Origin of the sequence: Mesorhizobium sp. M0189, from assembly GCF_040322135.1 — a bacterium.
GTDB lineage: Bacteria > Pseudomonadota > Alphaproteobacteria > Rhizobiales > Rhizobiaceae > Mesorhizobium.
The window spans coordinates 78,294-100,267 of sequence record NZ_JAMYSW010000004.1; the positions used below are offsets into that span (position 1 = coordinate 78,294).

General features: G+C 63.6%; 11 protein-coding genes and 2 pseudogenes. 2 read left to right on the forward strand and 11 right to left on the reverse strand.

Features of this window, described 5'->3' with window-relative positions:
* Positions 1-4: 4 nt before the first annotated feature.
* The 6 genes from NKJ09_RS08805 to NKJ09_RS08830 form a co-directional block, all read right to left on the reverse strand.
* Complete coding sequence (locus NKJ09_RS08805; RefSeq protein ID WP_352762623.1) at positions 5-1,306, reverse strand: MFS transporter; 1,302 nt, start codon at positions 1,304-1,306, stop codon at positions 5-7.
* Positions 1,307-1,853: 547 nt separating this feature from the next.
* Positions 1,854-2,651: an ABC transporter ATP-binding protein gene (locus NKJ09_RS08810; protein ID WP_352516001.1), complete on the reverse strand. Its 798-nt coding sequence runs from the start codon at positions 2,649-2,651 to the stop codon at positions 1,854-1,856.
* 11 nt (positions 2,652-2,662) lie between these two features.
* Positions 2,663-3,559, reverse strand: a complete 897-nt coding sequence (gene ntrB / locus NKJ09_RS08815; RefSeq protein WP_352483959.1) for a nitrate ABC transporter permease — start codon at positions 3,557-3,559, stop codon at positions 2,663-2,665.
* Positions 3,560-3,633: 74 nt separating this feature from the next.
* Positions 3,634-4,950, reverse strand: coding sequence for a CmpA/NrtA family ABC transporter substrate-binding protein (locus NKJ09_RS08820; protein WP_352495735.1), 1,317 nt, complete (start codon positions 4,948-4,950; stop codon positions 3,634-3,636).
* Positions 4,951-5,307: 357 nt separating this feature from the next.
* Positions 5,308-6,546, reverse strand: coding sequence for a CmpA/NrtA family ABC transporter substrate-binding protein (locus tag NKJ09_RS08825; RefSeq protein WP_352495734.1), 1,239 nt, complete (start codon positions 6,544-6,546; stop codon positions 5,308-5,310).
* A 2-nt stretch (positions 6,547-6,548) separates the two neighbouring features.
* Positions 6,549-7,148 (reverse strand): ANTAR domain-containing response regulator, encoded by a 600-nt coding sequence (locus tag NKJ09_RS08830; protein ID WP_352483956.1) that lies wholly within the window; start codon positions 7,146-7,148, stop codon positions 6,549-6,551.
* Between the two features lie 142 nt (positions 7,149-7,290).
* Between NKJ09_RS08830 and NKJ09_RS08835 the strand changes: the two are divergent.
* Together NKJ09_RS08835 and NKJ09_RS08840 are read left to right on the forward strand one after the other, a co-directional pair.
* Positions 7,291-7,685 (forward strand): annotated as a pseudogene (locus NKJ09_RS08835) (ABC transporter permease subunit); the annotation flags it as partial.
* 418 nt (positions 7,686-8,103) lie between these two features.
* The gene (locus NKJ09_RS08840) at positions 8,104-8,943 is read left to right on the forward strand and encodes a hypothetical protein (RefSeq protein WP_352495733.1); all 840 of its coding nucleotides are present in this window, start codon (positions 8,104-8,106) and stop codon (positions 8,941-8,943) included.
* A 288-nt stretch (positions 8,944-9,231) separates the two neighbouring features.
* Here NKJ09_RS08840 and NKJ09_RS08845 read toward each other — a convergent pair.
* The 5 genes and pseudogenes from NKJ09_RS08845 to NKJ09_RS08865 all read right to left on the reverse strand — a co-directional run.
* Positions 9,232-9,701, reverse strand: a pseudogene (locus NKJ09_RS08845) (ATP-binding protein); the annotation flags it as partial.
* A gap of 267 nt (positions 9,702-9,968) precedes the next feature.
* Positions 9,969-11,099, reverse strand: coding sequence for a D-alanyl-D-alanine-carboxypeptidase/endopeptidase AmpH (gene ampH / locus NKJ09_RS08850; protein ID WP_352515999.1), 1,131 nt, complete (start codon positions 11,097-11,099; stop codon positions 9,969-9,971).
* A 375-nt stretch (positions 11,100-11,474) separates the two neighbouring features.
* Complete coding sequence (locus NKJ09_RS08855) at positions 11,475-12,974, reverse strand: helicase HerA domain-containing protein (protein WP_352495732.1); 1,500 nt, start codon at positions 12,972-12,974, stop codon at positions 11,475-11,477.
* 203 nt (positions 12,975-13,177) lie between these two features.
* Entirely contained in the window at positions 13,178-16,183 is a 3,006-nt protein-coding gene (locus NKJ09_RS08860; RefSeq protein ID WP_352495731.1) for an alpha/beta fold hydrolase, read from the reverse strand.
* Positions 16,184-16,235: 52 nt separating this feature from the next.
* Entirely contained in the window at positions 16,236-21,941 is a 5,706-nt protein-coding gene (locus tag NKJ09_RS08865) for a HAMP domain-containing protein (RefSeq protein ID WP_352495766.1), read from the reverse strand.
* Positions 21,942-21,974: the final 33 nt, after the last annotated feature.

Here is a 21,974-nt window from a genome sequence, read left to right on the forward strand (position 1 = left end):
GGTCTCACTCAGCCGCGTAGGAAAGGCCTGAGGCTTCGTCAGACGCCGTGCGCTCCATCCGCCGGATGGAAAAATGCATCCAGGCAAAGCAGGTGGCGACGATGACGAAGAGCAGCATGAAGCAGCTCGACCAGACGCCGGTGAGGTCGTTGAGCGCTCCGAAGACGATTGGCAGGATGAAGCCGCCGAGCCCGCCAATCATGCCGACAACGCCGCCGACCGCGCCGACACTCTGCGGATAGTAAGCCGGGATGTGCTTGTAGACGGCAGCCTTGCCAAGGCTCATGAAGAAGCCGAGCACACAGGCAACGGCTATGAAGGCGAGCGGGCCGACCTCGAAATGGAAGGCGATCGGCCCGCTGAAACCGCGCACGACGTAGTCTGCCGAGGGGAGAGACAGAACGAGAGTCGCGGCGGCACTGACAGCGAAGGTCCAGTAGAGCACGGTGCGGGCGCCGATCCGGTCGGAAAGCACGCCGCCATAGGCGCGGAAAATACTTGCCGGAATTGAATAGGCCGCGCCGATCATACCGGCGGTCGCAAGCCCGAAGCCGTAGACGCCGATCAGGTAGCGGGGCAGCCATAGCGAGAGCGCCACGAATGCACCGAAGGCGAAGAAATAATAGAAGGCGAAGCGCCAGACCTGCAGGTTCTTGAGCGGCGCGAATTCCTGCCAGAAGCTTCTCGAGGGCGCGGCCTTGCCGGCGCGGCGCTCGCGGATGACCGGATCGTCGCCGGTCGTGAACCAGAAGACGGCGGCCATGACGACGAGTGCTGCCGCCCAGATCAGCGCGACCGACTGCCAGCCCCAGGAGAGAAGCACGAACGGTGCCAGGAACTTGGTGACCGCGGCGCCGACATTGCCGACACCGAAAATGCCAAGCGCCGTGCCCTGCTTGCCGGCCGGGAAGAAGCGCGAGACATAGGCGACACCGACGGCGAAGGAACCGCCAGCGAGCCCGACGCCCAGCGCAGCGACCAACATCTGCCCGTAGGTGTGCGCAAAAGCGAGCAGAAAGGTCGCGACCGCCGCCGCAAGCATGGTCGCGGTGTATACCAGCCGTCCGCCAAAACGGTCGGTCCAGACACCGAGCACCATACGCACGAGCGAGCCGGTGAGGATCGGCGTGCCGACGAGCAGGCCGAACTCCGTCTCGTTCAGCCCCAGCTCCTGCTTTATGCGCACGCCGATGATTGAAAAGATCGTCCACACCGCGAAGCAGACGGTGAAGGCGATGGTGGACATGACAAGCGCCTGCCGGGGAGCACTGTCCTGGCTGGGCGCGGCTGGGAGATTTACGGTCATTTTCTGGCTCCGGTTAGCGGCGTGGGAAGCACCGCCCTTGTGCTGTTCGTTCGCGACTGTCAGCGGCGCGGCATCGCCCGCAGCGCGCTGACGGCGAGAAAATCGCGGCGCGTGAAGTCCGCGAGGGACGCGCCAGTTCCGATCCGTTTCGTCATCGTCGTCTCCGGTTGGGCGCCGCTTGGGACCAGCGCCGTCGATTGCGTCAAAACAAAAAAGCCGCCGGCCAGGTCTTCGCGTCCGGAGTTCCGGGAGCGCGTGTGGACCTGAGCGGCAGCTTTGCCTGTAGCGCCCGCCATTGGACGCCGTGTCACTTGGCCCTTGCGGACCTACATTTTGAAAAGCAGGAAGCGTGCCAAGTCGACAGCGCTCTGAATTATCGAATGAAATCAATGTGAACTGCAGCCGCGCGACTCTTGACCAAGCTCGGCAGCGGATCAAAGATTAGTCAGAATGCCTTGCACAGCAGCATAATATTTGTGCAATGCGGCAGATTGCCCATTGCCGATGCAGATTGCCAATGATGATGACGAGTTTTCCGGTTATTGCCTTACTCCGCGGCTTCGACGAAGCGGTGGCGTTCGTAGAGGAATTTCAGCACCGCCTCGCGGCAGCGCAGGAAGGTGCGGTCAGAGGAAAGCTCGATCCGCCGACGCGGCCGGGCCAGCGGCACGGGAAGCACCTCGCCGATGGTGGCCGCCGGGCCGTTGGTCATCATGACGATGCGGTCGGACAACAGCACCGCCTCGTCGACATCGTGGGTGATCATGATCATCGTCGAGCCGAGCCTCGAATGGATATCCATCACCGCGTCCTGAAGATGGGCGCGCGTCAGCGCGTCGAGCGCGCCGAAGGGCTCGTCGAGCAGCAGGATCTTCGGCTCCATGGCCAGCGCCCGGGCGATGCCGACGCGCTGCTTCATGCCGCCCGATATCTCGGCCGGACGTTTATTCTTGGCATGCGCCATCTGCACGAGATCGAGATTGCGCATGATCCAGTCATGCCGTTCGGCCCGGCTCCTGCTCCGGCCAAAGACCTTTGATACTGCCAAATTGATGTTTTCGTAGACGGTCAGCCATGGCAGCAGGCTGTGGTTCTGGAACACCACGGCGCGTTCCGGGCCGGGACTATCGACCTCCTTGTCCTCGAGCAGAACGGCGCCGGCCGAGACCTTGGTCAGGCCGGCGATCAGGTTGAGCAAGGTCGACTTGCCGCAGCCTGAATGGCCGATGATCGAGACGAATTCACCTTTGTCGATGGTCAGCCGGATGTCCTTCAGCACGTCGCTGACCTGGCTGCCGCGGGCGAAGGATTTGTCGATGTGGTCGAGTTTCAGATAGGCCGTCATCGTCCCTCTCCTCACTTTGCCGTTGTGCCGCGGGTGACGAAGACGCCGACCGCCGCGACCAGGCGGTCGAGGCAGAAGCCGGTGACGCCGATATAGGCGAGCGCGACGATGATGTCGGGCAGCCGCGATGAGTTCCACGCGTCCCAGATGAAGAAGCCGATGCCGACGCCGCCGGTCAGCATTTCGGCGGCGACGATGGCGAGCCAGGACAGACCGATGCCGATGCGCAGGCCGGTGAAAATGTAAGGTGCAGCTGCCGGCACCATGATCTTCACGAAGAATTCGAACTGGTTGAGCCTGAGGATGCGGGAGACGTTGCGGTAGTCCTCAGGGATGTTGCGGACGCCGACCGCGGTGTTGATGATGATGGGCCAGATCGAGGTGATGAAGATGACGAAGATCGCCGACGGGCTGGAATCGCGGAACGCCGCCAGCGACAGCGGCAGCCAGGCGAGCGGCGGCACCGTGCGCAGGATCTGGAACACCGGATCGAGGCCGCGCATCGCCCAGATCGACTGACCGACAAGCGCGCCGAGCGCAACGCCGACGATCGCCGCAAGGCCGAAGCCGACGGCGACGCGCTGCAGCGAGATCAGCACCCGCCAGGCGAGCCCGATATCCTGCGGGCCGTTGTCGAAGAACGGATGGGCGATCAGGTCATAGGCCTCGTTCCACACCTGGCTTGGCGGTGGCAGGCTGGCTGTGGGCGACGAACAGGCGACCTGCCAGACGACGAGCATGATGGTGATGACAATGACCGGCGGTACCAGCGTGCTGGCCAGCTTGCCGGCGATCGCGGCCGGGTCGAAGCGGCGCCGCGCCCTGGCGGTGAAAGCGATGACCTCGGCGGGCTTGGCCGGCGCGGGGAACGGCTTCACCTTGCTGTCCTCGATGGCTTGGATAGACATTTCTCGAAAACTCCTTGGCAGCACATGCACAACGGGCGGCGTTGCCAACGCACTGTCGCGCATCTATGTCGGGCTCAGGCCGACGCCTTGATCTTCAGGCTGTCGAGATAGGCCGACGGTTTCTCCGGATCGAAGATCTTGCCGTCGAAGAAGGTTTCGGTGCCGCGCGACGAAGACGCCGGAATATCGGCCGCGGCGACACCAAGATCCTTGGCCGCCTCGCGCCACAGATCCTCACGGTTGACCTGGCCGACCAGTGCTTTGATGTCGGTGGTCGGCGCGAACTTGCCCCAGCGGATGTTCTCGGCGAGGAACCAGCTGTCGTGGCTCTTGAAGGGATAGGACACGCCGCCCTGCCAGAACTTCATGTAGAGATCGGTGCCGGTGGCCACGCGGCCATTGCCGTAGTTGATGTCGCCCTTGAGGCGGCCGATAATGTCGACTGCCGGCACGTTCATCCACTGCCGCTTGCCGATGATGGCGGCCATCTCGTCCTTGTTCTCCTTGGCCTCGCACCATTGCTGGGCTTCCATGACGGCCATCAGGATCGCCTTGGTGGCGTTCGGGTACTTGTCGATGAATTCGGCGCGCAGGCCGAGCGCCTTTTCCGGATGGCCCTTCCATAGCTCGCCAGTGGTGGCGGCGGTGAAGCCGACGCCCTGGTGCACGAGCTGCTCGTTCCACGGCTCGCCGACACAGAACACGTCCATGTTGCCGACCTTCATGTTGGCGACCATCTGCGGCGGCGGCACGACGATGGTGGATACATCCTTGTCGGGATCGATGCCGCCGGCAGCCAGCCAGTAGCGCAGCCAGAGGTCGTGCGTTCCGCCCGGGAAGGTCATGGCGGCCTTGACCTCCTTGCCCGCGGCCTTCTTGGCGGCGAAGGCTTCCTTCAGCTTTGAGGCATCGAGGCCGACGCCGGTGGCGGCATATTCCTGGGCGACGGAAATGCCCTGGCAGTCGTAGTTGAGCCGGGCCACGATCGCCATCGGCAGCGGCTGTTTGTTCTGCGTCACCTTGCCGGTGTGCATCAAATAGGGCATCGGCGTCAGGATATGGGCACCGTCAATGCCGTTGGCTTCGCCGCCGAGCACCAGATTGTCGCGCGTTGCGCCCCACGAGGCCTGCTTGAGCACCTCGACATCGGGCATGCCGAATTTCTCGAACAGGCCTTTTTCCTTGGCAATCATCAGCGGTGCCGCATCGGTCAGCGCAATGAAGCCGAGCTTGGCGCCGGTGACTTCCGGCGCGGCGGGTGCCGCATAGGCCCCGGAGGGCAGCAGCGCACGCGCCGCCGCCAGCGTTGCCGCGGTGGCCGCGCTGATCCTCAGGAAATCGCGGCGGCTGATCGCCGGTTGGGCGGAATGGCTATTGGTGCGTTTCGTCATCGTCATCTCCGGTTGGGCGCGGCTTGGGATCGGCGCCGTCGATTGCGTGTTCGACCAAAACAAAAAGCCGCCAGCCAGGCCGCGCGCGTCCGTCATCCGGGATCGCGTGTTGACCTGAGCGGCAGCTTTGCCTGTAGCGCCCGCCATTGGACGCGTATTCCGTGACCCCGAGAAGAGTCTGCCTATTGCAATGCAGGAACCGTGCCAGTTTCGGAATGGATGGCAAACATCAATTAGATCAATGACATACCACAATCGTCGGCGCGCCGGCCCGCTGGGCGCGCAAGCTAAGGATTGTTCATTAGCGCAGTTGCACGCACATTTTTTGTGCAGTGCACAAGAATGGCGCGGAAATGATCAGGCTTCGGCGCGCGCCAATTTCTGGCCGGCAATGTAGGCGTCGATCTCGTCGGGATCGAAGATCTGGCCATCGAAGAACCCGTCGGGACCGAGCACCAGGCTTGCCCCCGCCGAACCAACTGGAGTCGCGGCCTTCAGCGCGCCCTCGACCTTGGCATTAGCACCGGGAAGCGCCACGCCAAGCGGCTTCAACGCCGAGCGGTAGAGATCGGGGCGGTAGCAGTCGCGGGCAACAGCGAGGTTTTCCGGCGTGTGCGCGACATGCCCCCAGCGCACCATCTGCGTGTAGAACCACAGCGCATGGCTCTTCCACGGGAAGTTTGCCGCCTTGTCGAAGGGCAGAAAGAAGTCGCCGACGCTCAGTTCGGCGCCGCCGCCGAGCGCAAGATGACCGCTGAGGATTGGCATCTGCAGCGCTGGCGCCAGGCCGAGGAGGGCCGGCTGCGCCATCAGGGCCGTGAGTTCGCCGCGGTTTGCCGGATCCTGGCACCAGCGCGCCGCATGATGCAGCGCGCGCAGCAGGGCCGAAAGCGCGTCCGGCTGTCTTTCCGCCCATGCCTTGCGCACGCCGATGACTTTCTCCGGGCTGGTCTTCCAGATGGCCGCCTTGACCGTGGCGATATGGCCGGTGCCGGCGACGACAGAGGCGCTGTTCCAGGGTTCGCCGACGCAGTAGCCGTCGATCCTGCCGGCGGCGAGCGCGTCCGCCATGAAGGGGGGCGGCACGATGACGATTTCGATCTCATGCGACGGGTCGATGCCGCAGGCGGCGAGCCAGTAGCGCAGTTCGTAATTGTGCCCGGAGTGCGGATGGACGACGGCGAAGCGAAGCGGATCGCCGCCGGCATTCGCCCGTTTGCGGATCAGCGCCCCCAACGCCCTGCCGGCCCGCGCCGGATCGAGGTCGGGTCGGGCGCCGTGCGCGGCCATGCCCGCCCAGACCGCGTTCGAAACCGTGACGCAATTCCCGCCAAGGCCGAGCGAGAACGGCACGACCGTGTCGGAGGCGAGCGGCGTCAGCCCCAGATTGCAGGCGATCGGCATCGGCCCCAGCATATGCGCGAGATCGAAATGGCCGATGGCGATGCGGTCACGGATGTTGGCCCAGGATGTTTCCCGGTTGAGCGTCAGATCGATGCCTTCGCGCAGCGCGAAGCCGATTTCCTTTGCCGCAACGAGGACAGCGCTGTCGAAGAGCGGCATGAAGCCAGCATTGATCCGGTGCTCGGCCGCCATCGTCAACTCTCCTCGGGATCCAGAAGGCCTGCCGCCGTCACCAGGCTCTGGGCGATTTCGCCGATCTTGCGGTTCTGGTTCATGGCGGTCTTGCGCAGCAGCGTATAGGCCGCGTCCTCCGACAAGCCGCGCGACTTCATCAATATGCCCTTGGCGCGATCGATCACCTTGCGGCTTTCCAATTCGCTGCGGGCCTCCTCCAGTTCGCGCGCCATGCGCGAAAACGCGTTAAAGCGGCTGATCGCCATGTCGAGGATCGGCTTGACCCGCTCCTGGCGCAGGCCGTCGACGACATAGGCTGAGACCCCCGCCTCCACCGCTGCCTCGATCGAAGCCTGATCCGAGCGATCGACGAACATGGCGATCGGCCGCTTCACCACGCGCGACAGCTGGAACATGTTTTCGAGCATGTCGCGGTTGGGATTTTCGAGGTCGATGACGATCACGTCGGGTTCGATCTCGGCGATCCGCCGCGCTATGCCGGCGACATCATGGATGACCGTGACCTGCTGATGCCCGGCCTCCCGCAGTCCTGCCTCGATTATCGAAGCGCGGATGTGGTTTTCATCGATCACCAGGACAGTGAGGGATTTGCGGATCATGCCGCATTTTGCGCAGGCGAGGCGATTGTGCAATGCGGCATGGCGAGATTCACGCAAACAAAGCCAGCGTTCAGGCGCCGCCTGAGGCATTGGACGCGACGGCCGTGGCGACGAACTTGACGTCGCGGGCTCGGCACCGGCCTTCACCTTGAGCCGGACCGGCCTTGCCCTTCTGCTCGATGCCGTCGGCGACAACGAACGGGCAACGCGCCTGTCCGGCGTCCGCTATTGGCAGGCGATCACCGCTCTACGTCATCTCGGGCCTGCTCGCCGGCACTGCTCTACATCGGCCCGGTCAAGGCGCCGTCGCTTGCCGAACCGCTGGTGCTGCCTTCGGTGGCCGCCGCCGTGATCGGCGGAACCTCGATCTTCGGCGGCCGCGGCGGCTACATCGGCACAATCATCGGCGCGCTGATCCTCACCGTACTGACGACGCTGCTGACCTGCAGATGCCCCGGAAGGCACGCGGCGGATTTTGTTGGGCTGATCGTGCTGTTTGTGGCGGCGGCTTGTTTGCGGCTTGTGGAGGAGAGATAGGGGGCGCGACACCACCAGCTGCTTTTGACCCTAAGCCGACCGTCGCAGACCAAATCCTGAATGGCTGCTTTTCACGCAAGCGGACTGGCCGCTTTTAGGCCCTTGGACCATCGATCCGGCCTCAGTTCGGATCTGCCGACGTCGGTCCTGTGACCACCGCGGCTTCTACCGGATCGCCAGGGAAGCGAGGCAAGGCAGCGTCAAGTTCGAGCCAGAGATTAAGAAGAACGGAGCCATCGCCGCACAGGCGTCTGCCTCCGTGGGTATGGACGGATTCACTCATGCGCAATATGGATGGGGAGGCCTGCCGTGGCGCTCACATTTTCGCCGCGTCGCTGAGGCAGGTGACGTTCGTTCAATGACGCTGCGCAGGGCGGGTTGCCGCCTGCAGAAGTGTCGATATCAGGGGATCTGGTCGATGACCGACAACAAGCCAGACGTTACCAAGGATTGGCAAGCGACGCAGGGCCAGAAGTCCTCCGCCACGCGTCTTCGCCTTTTCGCCGCACTCTCGTGGATCGTCGCCATTGGCGGCGAGATCTACGGGATTATTCTGCTTCGCCAGAACAAGTTCGACCAGGGACACCTGCCGCTGATCATCGGCCTTCTGGTCGGCATCGCGATTTTCGCAATCGCCGGCAACTTGCTGTGGAAGGCGGCCAACAGGCACGATCCGGCCCGTGCATCCGACGCGGCCAGGTTCTTCTTCCAAAACCAGCTCGGCGCAATCATCACGCTGATTGCCTTCCTCCCGCTGGTTTTCCTGATCCTCACCGACAAAAACATGGATCCGCAGACCAAGAAGGTTGCCGGCGGCATCGGCGCTGCGCTGGCCGTGCTCGCGACGGTCATGGGGATCAGTTTCAAACCCCCATCGGTCGAACAGTACACCCAGGATATGAACGCATGCGCAGCTCAAATCAAGTCGGGGCAGCCCACCACCGCCTGTTCGCCCGACGTCGCCGCTCAGGCGCAGGCGATCGCGACGGACACCGCTGCGGTGGCGGCGGCGACGCGGGACGCGAGCCACCCCGCCGGTCAGGATGTCGTCTACTGGATCGCGCCCGAAAACGGAGCCGCGAAGTCCACCGAGCCGCATGTTTTCCACCTCTGCGCAGGCGTGAGTCCGCTGAAGGACAAGACCGTGAATAGTGGCTCCGTAACGGAGGCCTACGCACAGAACGCCGTCCGCATCACGAAGCAGATCGATATGGAACAGAAGCAGTGCGGGTTCACCGCCACAACCAGCACCAACTGAACCCGCCTGCGCTCGATCGCGTCCAGCCGTTGGTCTTGTCGAGAGGGATGACGCGTAAGCGCAGGCTCAGTATTGACTCGCCGAAGCAACGCTAAATACCGGGATCGCCCCGGCTGGCCATTATTGTCCAGCTGCAAACTTATCCGCGGCGGGCAACGACTGGGCGTCTTACGCACGGCAGCTTCCGGCCTGAGCGCTTCGAATGGAGAATGACGTTAATGCGGCGCAAAGCAGACTTCACCCCGGCCTGATCCAGCGGCGCTTTCTCAGTGCGCCTGCCCCGCCGCTTCACACCACCGCACTCCCCTGCTCCGCCTCCGCCGCATTCGGATCGCCCGGCGCGGTCGCCCAGGCGAGCTCCACCAGCGTCACCGTCCGCCGTCCAACCCCGTCGAGCTGACACACGATCAGCCCCTGCTCCTCGATGTAGGTCAGCAGGCGCGGCGTAGCGAGTGCGAGCCGTAGGCGCGGGCGATCGCGGCGTCGCTCGGGCAGGGCCAGCCCTCCTTAGCGGCGCGGGCGATCATCATGAACACGCCTTGCATGTCCTCGGGCAGCAGCGAGGCGCGCGCCGAGACGTCCTGCCAGGCGTCGTCGCCTGCCATGTCGGAGCCGAGGCCGGCGCGGGCGCGCGTCAGCATGCGGCGGAACTCCGGCACGTCCGGCACGACCGCGGCGAGGCCCTCGATGCGGCAGCGGACGACGAACTCCTGATAGAGCACGCCGATGACGCGGAAGCCGGCATCAGGCTGCGCCAAGAGGCGGCTGATGGTGTCGGGACTGCGAGCAGCGCGGCATTCGCGGTCGGCTACGAAAGCGGGATGCCGAAGAGGCGAGAGGCAGAACCTTGGCCGCAGCATGAGCAGGCCGTGAGCAGCGATGAAGCCGGCAAAGGTCATCCTCAGGAGGCTAAGCGGTCGGCCGGAAATAGCCGATGTCGCGCTTGCCTTGCCGGGAAATATGCCGTCCGTCAGGCCCCTCCATAGCGCCAATCATCACGCACGTCCTCCCGATCAGCGCGAAAATCAGCGTGGAGCGATCTCTGCGACGAGATCGTTCGTCGTCTTGACCCCAGCCATGAAGCCGGCGGCATTGAATTCGTTCATGACGAAGAAAGCGCCGACGCCGCGTGTCGGTGCAATCGCAACATAGAGAAACATCCCTTGCAGGCCGCCGCTCTTCTGGAGGATGAGCGGGCGATGCTCGTTAGGGAGCATGATGACCCATCCGAGACCCATGGCGTCCATCGGCCCACCGTCATCCAGCCCCATCACCGACGCGAGCCCGTCCCGGTACAAAAAAGCCGCGTGGTTCAAAAGGCGCAACTCGGCGTCGGCCGCGGAAGGCTTGTTGTCGACATGCCAGTTCATCCAGCGCAGCAGGTCGCCCGCGGTCGAGTACAATCCACCGGCGCACTCCATGGCTGTGCTCGTCGGCACGATTGGCATGGGGCTGCCGTCGAAGTTATGGCCCTGCATCAGGCGCGGCTCGTCCTCCGGTCTTGGGTTGAAAACCGTGTCTTTCATGCCGAGGGGATCGAGGACACGCTCTCGAAGGACCTCGGCATAAGGCTTTCCAGAGACATTCGCGAGCGCCGCTCCGAGGAGGTCGTATCCGAAGTTCGAATAGAGAACGGCGGTGCCCGGCGCGAACAGCAGCGGATTGTCCTTGAGGGCGGCAATCTGCGCCTCTTTGGTGTTCGTAGAGAAAGGGTCTGAGGGGGGCGCCTCGGCCACTGGCACCTCCCGCGGAAGGCCGGAAGCTTGCGCGACGAGATCGATCAGGCGGAGGGCGCGGCCGTCCTTCTCCGGGAGCGTGACGTCCCAGCCAAGGCGATCCTGCAGCCGGTCGGTGAGTTGTACCTTGCCGTCGATCGCCAGCGAGGAAAGCACACCGCCGCAGAACACTTTGCTCACGGACGCGATGCGGAACATTGTGTCGCCGTCGGGCACTTTTTCACTCCCGTCGGCAATCTTGCCGAAACCGGCCAAGGCCGTCTCGCCGTTGCGGACGGCGCCGAAGATCAGGCCAGGCACCTTGGTGGAGAGATACAGGATCGTACCGTTGAACTGCACCGCTTCCGTCAGCAGCTTGTCCTCGGCATGTCCATAAGAGGGAAGGGTGACGGCTGCGATTGCCGTCAAAGCGATGGCCATAAGTCGGCGCGATCGAGACAAACGCATTGCCAAAATCCTTTGATAAAGCTGCAGAATAAATCTTCGGAAAAAGGGCCGCCGCGTAGTATCTTACCATCTCTCCAGAAGCAGGAGTCAACAGAATGAACCGAAGGGGTAATCGGCGGAGGTAGCGTAGGTTCGGCGGATATTTGCGCTACAGTCCTGCCGTATTTCTTGTCTTCGTCAGTTGATCGCGGCTGATCTCTTCATTGACAAACCGACCCGCTGGTAATTTAGAAGATATGTAAAGCGCCGTCGGCAAGAGGGAGTGCTGTAGCGTCGAACAACTTACAATAGCGGATCTGCGTCGCGCCAATCGTCGTCGTATGATGAAGACCGCGCTCGGCCGCCGCCTCACCCCACCGCACTCCGCTGCTCCGCCTCCACCGCATTCGGATCGCCCGGCGCCGTCGCCCAGGCCAGCTCCACGAGCGTCACCGTCCGCCGTCCGCCCCCGTCAAGCTGACACACGATCAGCCTCTGCTCCTCGATATAGGTCAGCAGGCGCCGTGCGCGGCGTAGCGAGTGCGAGCCGTAGGCGCGGGCGATCGCGGCGTCGCTCGGGCAGGGCCAGCCTTCCTTCGCCGCGCGGGCGATCATCATGAAGACGCCTTGCATGTCCTCGGGCAGCAGCGAGGCGCGCGCCGAGACGTCCTGCCAGGCATCGTCGCCTATCATGTCGGAGCCGAGCCCGGCGCGGGCGCGCGTCAGCATGCGGCGGAACTCCGGCAGGTCCGGCACGACCGAGGCGAGGCCTTCTATGCGGCAGCGGACGACGAACTCCTGATAGAGCACGCCGATGACGCGGAAGCCGGCATCGGGCTGCGCCAGCACGGCGCGCAGCACCCGGTCGACGCGCTCGCGCCGCTCCGCCAGATCCTCGGCGCTGATCGGCGGCTCCACCGGTTCGGGGCGGATTTCCAGCGCCGCCGATTTCGCCGCCATCAGCTGATCGAGCAGGTCCGGCGAGGAGCGGCGCTGCGGCCGGACGGTTTCCGGCGGCGGGGCCGCCAGGATGATCGCGCGGGCATCCTCCAGCGCCGATTCCGGCAGCGGCATCAGGCGCGGGGTCGCGTTGCGCGGACTCGTATCGGTCGGGCCGATGCGCAGACCGAGCGGACGGCGCGACAGCGCCGGGCCGAGCGCCATGAACTGCCCGCGCTCGAGGTCGCGAAAAGCCTCCGCCTGGCGCCGCTCCATGCCGAGAAGATCGGCGGCGCGCGCCATGTCGATGTCCAGAAAAGTCCGGCCCATGAGGAAATTGGAAGCCTCGGCGGCGACGTTCTTGGCGAGCTTGGCCAGCCGCTGGGTGGCGATGATGCCGGCCAGCCCGCGCTTGCGGCCACGGCACATCAAATTGGTCATGGCGCCGAGCGAGAGTTTGCGCGCCTCGTCGGAAACCTCGCCGGCAACCGCCGGCGCGAACAGCTGCGCCTCGTCTACCACCACCAGCATCGGATACCAGTGGTCGCGGGCGACCTCGAACAGCCCGCCGAGAAAGGCGGCGGCGCGCCGCATCTGGTTCTCGGCGTCGAGCCCTTCGAGATTGAGCACCGTGGAGACGCGGTGGATGCGCGCCCGCTCGCCGGCGCTCTGCAGGCCGCGCTCGGTATGCTCCTCGGCATCGATCACCAGATGGCCGAAACGGTCGCCAAGCGTGACGAAGTCGCCTTCGGGATCGATGATGGTCTGCTGTACCCAGGGCGCACTCTGCTCCAAGAGCCGGCGCAGCAGATGGGATTTGCCGGAACCCGAATTGCCCTGCACCAGAAGCCGCGTCGCCAGCAGTTCCTCAAGATCCAGCGCCGCCGGGGCGCCCGCGCTCGTCTGGCCCATCTCGATCGCAACGGTCATGTCCGACTCTCCTTGGGGAGAGGGCTTATCAACCGCATCACAGCCCGTCGAGCGCGCCATGGCCGGCGCTCCGTGTTGCGCACAGGCTGGATGCTGCTAGGGTCAAAGATACGAAACGTACCGTTTCGATTCGAGACTGCCGCTAAGGGGTGGATTCCTGTCCTTGGCATCGGCAACCGGATCAAACCGATCGCCCAAAGCCTTCATTGACGCGATGGAGATCGAGCGGCCGAAGCCGGTTTTTTGCGGACATTTGCCCGCTCCTCCAGGTCTCGCCAGAAGCCAAGCACTGTCGCCACGATCGCTTCCGGCGCGTCCTCCTGCATAAGATGCTTCGCGTTCGGCACGACATGGAAGGAAGCACTCGAAATGCGGCGCGCGAGCTCGCGACCGTCATCGATGGGAATCCACTGGTCGTCCTCGCCCCACAGGATGGCAACGGGGCAACGAATCTCGCCGTAGCGCCACTCGACCTCTTGCGAGTATTTGTCATCCATCTGAGCGACCTGGCGCCAGAAAGCTTTTTGACCTTCGGCTCCCAGCCACGGCGCGAGGTAGAGCGCCATCTCTTCCTCGCGCAGCGCATTCGCTACGGCGGCGCCGATGTAGGCGCGCAGGATTGCTTCATGAATGTAGTGCGGAAGGCCGGAAAAGACCGCCTCGTGTTTCTTGGCGGCCTGAACAAGTGGTGAGCCTTGCGGGCTGATTGCGACCGGATCGATCAGCACCAGCGACCGATAGTCGAGCCCATTGAGCAAATGACCGCGTAACGCTGTTGAGCCGCCGAAATCATGCGCGACGACATCGGGGGCACGCAGGCCCCAATGATCGTAAAGGGCCGCGAAAAGCTCGTTCTGAATGCCACGAGACACGTCGCTATCGGGTTTATCAGATCGACCATAGCCGAGCATGTCAAAGCAATAGATTCGCCTCTGTTGGCCGAGCAAAGGCGCAATTCTACGCCATGCCGACGATGAGAAAGGCGTGCCATGCAGCAATACCGCGGGTGAGCCCTCGCCCATCGCGCCCCAGGCGATCGAGTTCCCTTGAAAGGTGAAGCGTTCAGGAAGAGGCCAGTCCGCTGTCGCCATCAGTCTCTCCTCCGATCCTAGCGCAGCCAGAGACCTACCCAACGGCAACCCATGGATCAGGTTCCAATGGTCCGCCTTTCGCCGGCTGGCCTGCTTGGCCCTCGGCGATCCGGCGCGCGCAGCCGCTGCAAGAATGCTCTCCATCAGGTCCTTTTCGCGCAGCGGTTTGCCGAGCAGCGGCACGTCGGGGGGCCGGTCGGCGATCGCGTCGGCGTCGGCATATCCGGTTATCATCACCGCCGGCCAATCGGACCGCAGATTGCGGGCGAACCGGATGACCTCGAGCCCCGAGACGAGCGGCATGGCAAAATCGGTGACGATGACATCGAAATCGTACGGCGCCCGCTCGATCATCGCCAGCGCTTCCGCACCGCCCCCGGCGCAGGTAACCGCAAAGCCATGTTGGCGAAGCGATTGCGCCGTCAGTTCCCGCAGTACATTGCTGTCGTCAATCAGCAGGACCGACGGATAGTCCTCGCCGGCATTCACGACGGTGTTGTCGGCATCGGACTTGTCGGCGATTTCCACCGGGCGCTCGATTGAACGCGGCAGCCAGAGCTGGACGGATGTTCCACTGCCGACGGTGCTCTCAATGCGGAGCGTGCCGCCCGATTGCTTGACGAAGCCATGCACCGTGCTCAGACCGAGGCCAGTGCCCTTGCCGACCGGTTTTGTGGTGAAGAACGGTTCGACGACCTTGGCGAGAATGTCGGCCGGTATGCCCGACCCCGTATCCTTGACGGTGACCACGACATAGTCGCCCGCCGAAATATCCTCGGCTGCACTGCCTAGCGTTCGATTTTGCGCCTCCACGATTATCGTGCCGCCGGACGGCATGGCATCGCGCGCGTTGAAAACCAGGTTCATCAGCGCCAGCTCCAGCTGGCCGGCATCGACATGCGCCGGCCACACCGTGTCGTCGACAAGCCAATCGAAACGGATCAGGCCGCCCAGAACCGGGGCCACCAACCCGTTCATGGTGCCGCCAAGCGCAGCGAGGCGCACGGCCTGCGGCCTCAGTGTCTGGCGGCGCGAGAACGCAAGCATGCGGTTGACGAGCTCGGCGCCTTGTTTTGCCGACCGGCGCGTCAGTTCCAGAACTTGCCTGGCCTGTCCATCGAACTCGGCGTGGCGCTCGAGCAATCCCAATCCGCTGAGAATTGCGGCAAGCAGATTGTTGAAATCATGCGCCAGGCCGCCGGTAAGCTTGCCAATCGCGTCGAGGCGCTGCGATTGCAGCAGCTGGTTCTCAAGCTCGCGCCGCTCGGTAACGTCCAGCAATGTGCCGAGGATCTCGGGCCTCTGGCCATCGGAACCGTTCGACAGGACGCCCTGGTCGAGGAAAATCCGGTAATTGCCGTCGGCGCATTGCCAGCGGAATTCGCAGGTGTAGGAGCCGATGGCCTTGGCTGCGAGCAGGGCTTGCCTCACTCTCGGCAGATCGTCGGGATGAACCCGGCTTAGGCCGAAGCCTGGATCGGAGGTCAGCCGTTCGGCAGGAAAGCCGGTCAAGCGTTCGACCCCTTCGGTCACAAAGCTGGCGCCGAACGGCGGCTCCGCCGCCCTTGCGTGGAAGCAGACCGGAAGAGAGCTCAAAATGGCATGCTGCCGCTCCTGGGCGCTACGCAGCGCCCGCTCGGCCTCGAGTTTTTCCTGCTGCGCCTGCAGTGCCTGGGCCAGCAGCCGTTGCTCGGCAGCCGCCTTTTGCTGGATTTCGAGCGTCTTCTCATGAAGTTCGACGAACACGGCTACCTTGGAACGCAGCATGGCCGGGTCGAAGGGCTTGAACACGTAATCCACCGCGCCGGCGTCATAGCCGCGCAGCATGTGGGCGTCTTCCTTGTTGATGGCGGTGAGAAAGATTATCGGCGTTCGCCTGGATTGCTCGCGCTGGCGAATCAATCCAGCGGTCTCGTAGCCGTCCAGCCGAGGCATCAGCACATCCAGCAGGATGACTGCGAAATCCTCTTTCAGCAGAGCGCGCAGCGCCTCTTCGCCCGACTGCACGCAGACGACTTCGCCGACAGGGGCCAGAACCTCGCCGATCGCCAGCAGATTGCGCTCGTCGTCATCCACGGCCAGGATGCGCGCCTTTGCCGGCCCTGTCGCCGGGGCCATAACCTCCAGCTTCCTCGCTCCGTTTCTCGACAGTTTCTGCATCGAGCGGCCGTCAGTTCACTGCCATGAGCGTCTTTTCCGGACGATGGACACGGGATCGCGAGCGGCCGATCCAGACACGCAGCAAGGCCAGCAGCAGGTCGAGGTCGACCGGCTTGGCGATATAGTCAGAGGCGCCGGCGTCGAGGCACTTCTGCCGGTCGCCCTTCATTGCCTTGGCGGTAACCGAGATCAACGGGATATGGGCGATTGCCGGCATGCCGCGGATCTGCCGCATCGTCTCGTAGCCGTCCATCTCCGGCATCATGATATCGATCAATGCGGCGTCGATATCCGGGCTCTGCTCCAGAAGCGCAATACCTTCCCTACCGCGCTCCGCGTGCAGCACCTGGATGTCATAGGTCTCAAGAACGCTGGTGAGCGAATAGATGTTGCGGATGTCGTCGTCGACGATGAGGACCTTTGCGCCGGCGAGGTCGAATTTATCCGGCTGTTCGGCTGCCGAACTGTCGTGGCCTCGCCCCGGGAGCGTTGCGGATATCAGGAGAGCCAGCTGCGCGAAATTCTCCGCCCGCGGAACGTCCGCCAATGCCGGATGCAAGGCGAGCGACTGTTGCAGCGCTTCCGGATGCGGCGCGAAGAACAACAGTCGCGACACGGACTGCCCGAACAGGACGGCAATCTCATCCAGCATCTGGGCGTTGTCCTTGGCCGAGCGGCCAAGGCCGAGCACAACGGCATCATAGCCGGCGATGCCGATGTCGTCGGCATTCGCCGCGACGCGGCCGATCGCGGTGACCGAGGTGACGCCGTCGCGGATCGCCTCGATCAACGAGAGACGGCGCTCGGGATCGGTATCGGCAATCAGAACGCGGCGCTGGACGCGGAGCTTTCTGGAGTGAATGTCCTGGAAGACCTTCATCAGTTCGTCCGCCGACACGGGCTTGGTTGAAATGGTGGATGCGCCCTTGCGGGCAAGCACCTCGATATCTTCGGCACCCGAGATGACATGGACGGGAATGTCCTTGGTTTTCGGGTCATGGCGAAGCAGATCGAACAACACCCAGCCGTCGATATCCGATAGTCCGAGATCCAGCGTGATCGCATCGGGAACCAGCTTGCGGGCCAAAGCCAGCGTGCCAGAGCCCGCGGTCGACAGGACGCCCTTCAGCCGGGCCGAACGCGCCAGGCCGAGCAGCAAACCGCCAAAGGTCGGGTCGTCCTCGACGATCAGCACGACCCTATCTTCCGGTGAGATCGTATCGCGGTCATCAAGCAATTCGGAGGATGGCGGGCTCGGCTGCGCCGTCGTCGCGACCACCTCCATCGCCGGCAGCAAGGCCGCTTGCGGGGCCAAGGCCATCCGAGGTCCGTCGAACGGGATGACCAGCGTGAACGTCGAACCCTTGCCCGGCGTGCTCTCGACCCGCAATTCGCCGCCGATCAGCCGGGCGATCTCCCGGCTGATCGAGAGCCCAAGCCCGGTGCCGCCATATTTGCGACTGGTGGTGCCGTCGGCCTGCTGGAAGGCCTCGAAAATCAGCTTCTGCTTGTCCTGCGGAATACCGATGCCCGTATCGGTGACCGCGATAGCGAGCGCTTCCATCGGTTGCACCGAGCCGTTGTGACGGCCAGTCTTTTCGGCCCGGAAATTCAAGCTGACTTCGCCCTCGGAGGTGAACTTGAACGCGTTCGACAAGAGGTTGAGCACAATCTGCTGCAAGCGCTTCTCGTCGGTGCGGACGGTCTCCGGAAGCTCGGGATCGACGTTGATGGCGAAGCCAAGCCCCTTGTCGGTCGCCAGCTGCCGGAAGGTTCGCTCCATATGCTGGCGAAGATGCACCACCGGCATGTCGTTGATATCGATCGAGACGGTACCCGATTCGATCTTCGACAGATCGAGGATATCGTTGATGAGGCTCAAAAGGTCGGTGCCGGCCGAGTTGATGGTGCGCGCGAACTCGACCTGCTTGTCGTTGAGATTGCCTTGCTGGTTGGTTGCGAGCAGGTTTGAAAGGATGAGCAGCGAGTTCAGCGGCGTACGCAGTTCGTGGCTCATATTGGCGAGGAATTCCGACTTGTATTTCGAGGTAAGCGCCAGCTGCTCGGCCTTCTCCTCCAGCGCACGGCGCGCCATCTCGATTTCGAGGTTCTTGTTCTCCACCTGCTTCTTTTCGTTCTCGAGCAGCTGCGCCTTTTCCTGCAGCTCCTCGTTGGTGGCGTGCAGCTCTTCCTGCTTTTTGGTCAGCTCGGTCTGACGCGCCTGCAGCTCCGAGGTCAGCAGCTGCGACTGCTTGAGCAGGCCTTCGGTGCGCATGGTGGCGGCGATGGTGTTGAGAACGATGCCGACGGATTCCATCAGCTGGTTGAGGAATGACTGGTGCGTGTCGCGGAATTCGCTGAACGAGGCGAGTTCGATGACGGCCTTCACCTCGTCCTCGAACAGAGCCGGAAGAATGATCACGTTGGCCGGCGCGGCATTGCCAAGGCCCGACGTGACGCGCAGGAAATTCGGCGCCACATTGTCCAGCATGATGGCGCGCTTGTCGGCGGCACTTTGCCCGACAAGGCCTTCGCGCAGATCGAGGCGTTGCTTGATCTCCGCCTTGCTTTCGGCGCCATAGGAGGCGGCGAGTTCCAGATAGAATTCATCCTCGTCGCGGTTGGTCACGTAGAACACGCCATATTGCGCATTCACCAGCGGCGCGAGTTCGGACATGATGAGACGCGAGACCGTGGCCAGGTCGCGCTCGCCCTGCAGCATGCGCGAGAACCGGGCGAGATTGGTCTTCAGCCAGTCCTGCTCGGCATTCTTCAGCGTCTGGTCCTTCAGATTGCGGATCATCTCGTTGATGTTGTCCTTCAGCGCCGCGACCTCGCCGGAGGCCTGGACGCTGATCGAGCGGGTCAAATCGCCCTTGGTCACCGCCGTCGACACCTCGGCAATCGCGCGCACCTGCGTGGTCAGATTGGCGGCGAGCTGATTGACGTTGTCGGTCAGGTCGCGCCAAAGGCCGGCAGCGCCGGGCACACGGGCTTGGCCGCCGAGCTTGCCTTCGATGCCCACTTCGCGGGCGACGTTGGTGACCTGGTCGGCGAAGGTCGCAAGCGTCTCGATCATGCCGTTGATGGTGTCGGCGAGCGAGGCGATCTCGCCCTTGGCATCGACCGTCAGCTTGCGCTTGAGATTGCCTTGCGCGACCGCGGTCACGACATCGGCGATGCCGCGCACCTGGTTGGTCAGGTTCGTCGCCATCAGATTGACGTTGTCGGTCAGGTCCTTCCAGGTGCCGGCGACGCCCTCCACCCGTGCCTGGCCGCCAAGTTTGCCCTCGGTGCCGACCTCGCGGGCGACACGCGTCACTTCGCCGGCAAAGGAGTTCAACTGGTCGACCATGGTGTTGATGGTCGATTTCAGCTCCAGGATCTCGCCCTTGACGTCGACGGTGATCTTCTTCGACAGGTCGCCGCGCGCCACTGCGGTGGTGACCTCGGCGATGTTGCGAACCTGGCCGGTCAGGTTCTCGGCCATCGAATTCACATTGTCGGTCAGATCTTTCCAGGTGCCGGCAACGCCGCGCACCTGCGCCTGGCCGCCGAGCTTGCCCTCGGTGCCGACCTCGCGCGCCACGCGCGTCACTTCCGAGGCAAAGGAATTCAGCTGGTCGACCATCGTATTGATGGTGTCCTTCAGCTCGAGGATCTCGCCGCGCACGTCGACCGTGATCTTCTTCGACAGATCGCCAAGCGCCACCGCAGTCGTCACCTCGGCGATGTTGCGCACCTGCCCGGTCAGGTTGGCGGCCATCGCATTGACGTTGTCGGTCAGGTCCTTCCAGGTGCCGGCAACGCCGCGCACCTGCGCCTGGCCGCCGAGCTTGCCGTCGGAACCGACTTCGCGCGCCACGCGCGTCACCTCGGAGGCGAAGGAATTCAGCTGGTCGACCATCGTGTTGATGACGTCCTTGATCTGCAGGATCTCGCCCAATGCATCGACCGTGATCTTCTGGGTGAGGTCGCCGGTCGCAATTGCCGTCGCCACCTTGGACACGTCGCGCAACTGCACGGTCAGATTGCCGGCCATGGCATTGACGTTGTCGGTCAAATCTTTCCAGGTGCCGCCGACACCCTCGACATGCGCCTGGCCGCCGAGCTTGCCTTCCGATCCCACTTCGCGCGCCACACGCGTCACTTCCGAGGCGAAGGAATTGAGCTGGTCGACCATCGTGTTGACGGTGTCCTTGAGCTCCAGGATTTCGCCCTTGACGTCGACGGTGATCTTCTTCGACAGGTCGCCGCGGGCCACGGCGGTCGTCACCTCGGCAATGTTGCGCACCTGGCCGGTCAGGTTGGCGGCCATCAGGTTGACGTTGTCGGTCAGATCCTTCCAGGTGCCGCCGACGCCCTTCACCTCGGCCTGGCCGCCGAGCTTGCCTTCGGTGCCGACCTCGCGCGCCACACGCGTCACTTCCGAGGCGAAGGAGTTCAATTGGTCGACCATCGTGTTGATGGTGTCCTTGAGCTCGAGGATTTCGCCCTGCACGGCGACAGTGATCTTCTTCGACAGGTCGCCTGAAGCGACGGCGGTCGTCACCTCGGCGATGTTGCGGACCTGGCCGGTCAGGTTCTCGGCCATCGAATTGACGTTGTCGGTCAAGTCCTTCCAGGTGCCGGCGACGCCACGCACCTGAGCCTGGCCGCCGAGCTTGCCCTCGGTGCCGACCTCGCGCGCCACGCGCGTCACTTCGCCGGCAAAGGAGTTCAGCTGGTCGACCATGGTGTTGATGGTCGATTTCAGCTCGAGGATCTCGCCCTTGACGTCGACTGTGATTTTTTTCGACAGGTCGCCAAGCGCCACAGCCGTGGTCACCTCGGCGATATTGCGCACCTGGCCTGTCAGGTTTTCGGCCATCAGGTTGACGTTGTCGGTCAGGTCCTTCCAGGTGCCGCCGACACCTTCGACGCGCGCCTGGCCGCCGAGCTTGCCTTCGGTACCGACCTCGCGCGCAACGCGCGTCACTTCCGAGGCGAAGGAATTGAGCTGGTCGACCATCGTGTTGATGGTGTTCTTGAGCTCGAGGATTTCGCCCTTCACATCGACGGTGATCTTCTTCGACAGGTCGCCGGAAGCGACGGCGGTCGTCACCTCGGCGATGTTGCGCACCTGCCCGGTCAGGTTCGTCGCCATGGCGTTGACGTTGTCGGTCAGGTCCTTCCAGGTCCCGGCCACACCTTTCACGCGGGCCTGGCCGCCGAGCTTGCCTTCGGTGCCGACCTCGCGCGCCACGCGCGTCACCTCCGAGGCGAAGGAGGCCAGTTGCCCGACCATGGTGTTGACGATCTTGCCGATGCGCAGGAATTCGCCGCGCAACTGCCGGCCGTCGATTTCGACCATCATCGTCTGCGACAGGTCGCCTTTGGCGACCGCGCCGATGACGCGCGCCACTTCGGCCGTCGGCTGAACCATGTCCTCGATCAGATCGTTGACGGAACGGACGCTCGATTCCCAACTGCCGGTAGCGTTGCGGACACGGCCGCGTTCGCCGATCCGGCCATCCTTGCCGACGACCTTGCTGAGGCGTTCGAACTCGCGCGTGACCTGATCGTTGAGTTCTACGATTTCGTTGAAGGTGTCGGCGATCTCGGAATCGAGGCCGGTGTAGACATTATCGATGCGAACGGAGAAATCACCGCTCCGAAAAGCCTTCAGCGCGTTCAGTATTTGACGGTGGTCCAATTGCCTTGTGGATGCAAGCACGCTCACAGCGCCCCTCCCAGCTCACGGATTTCT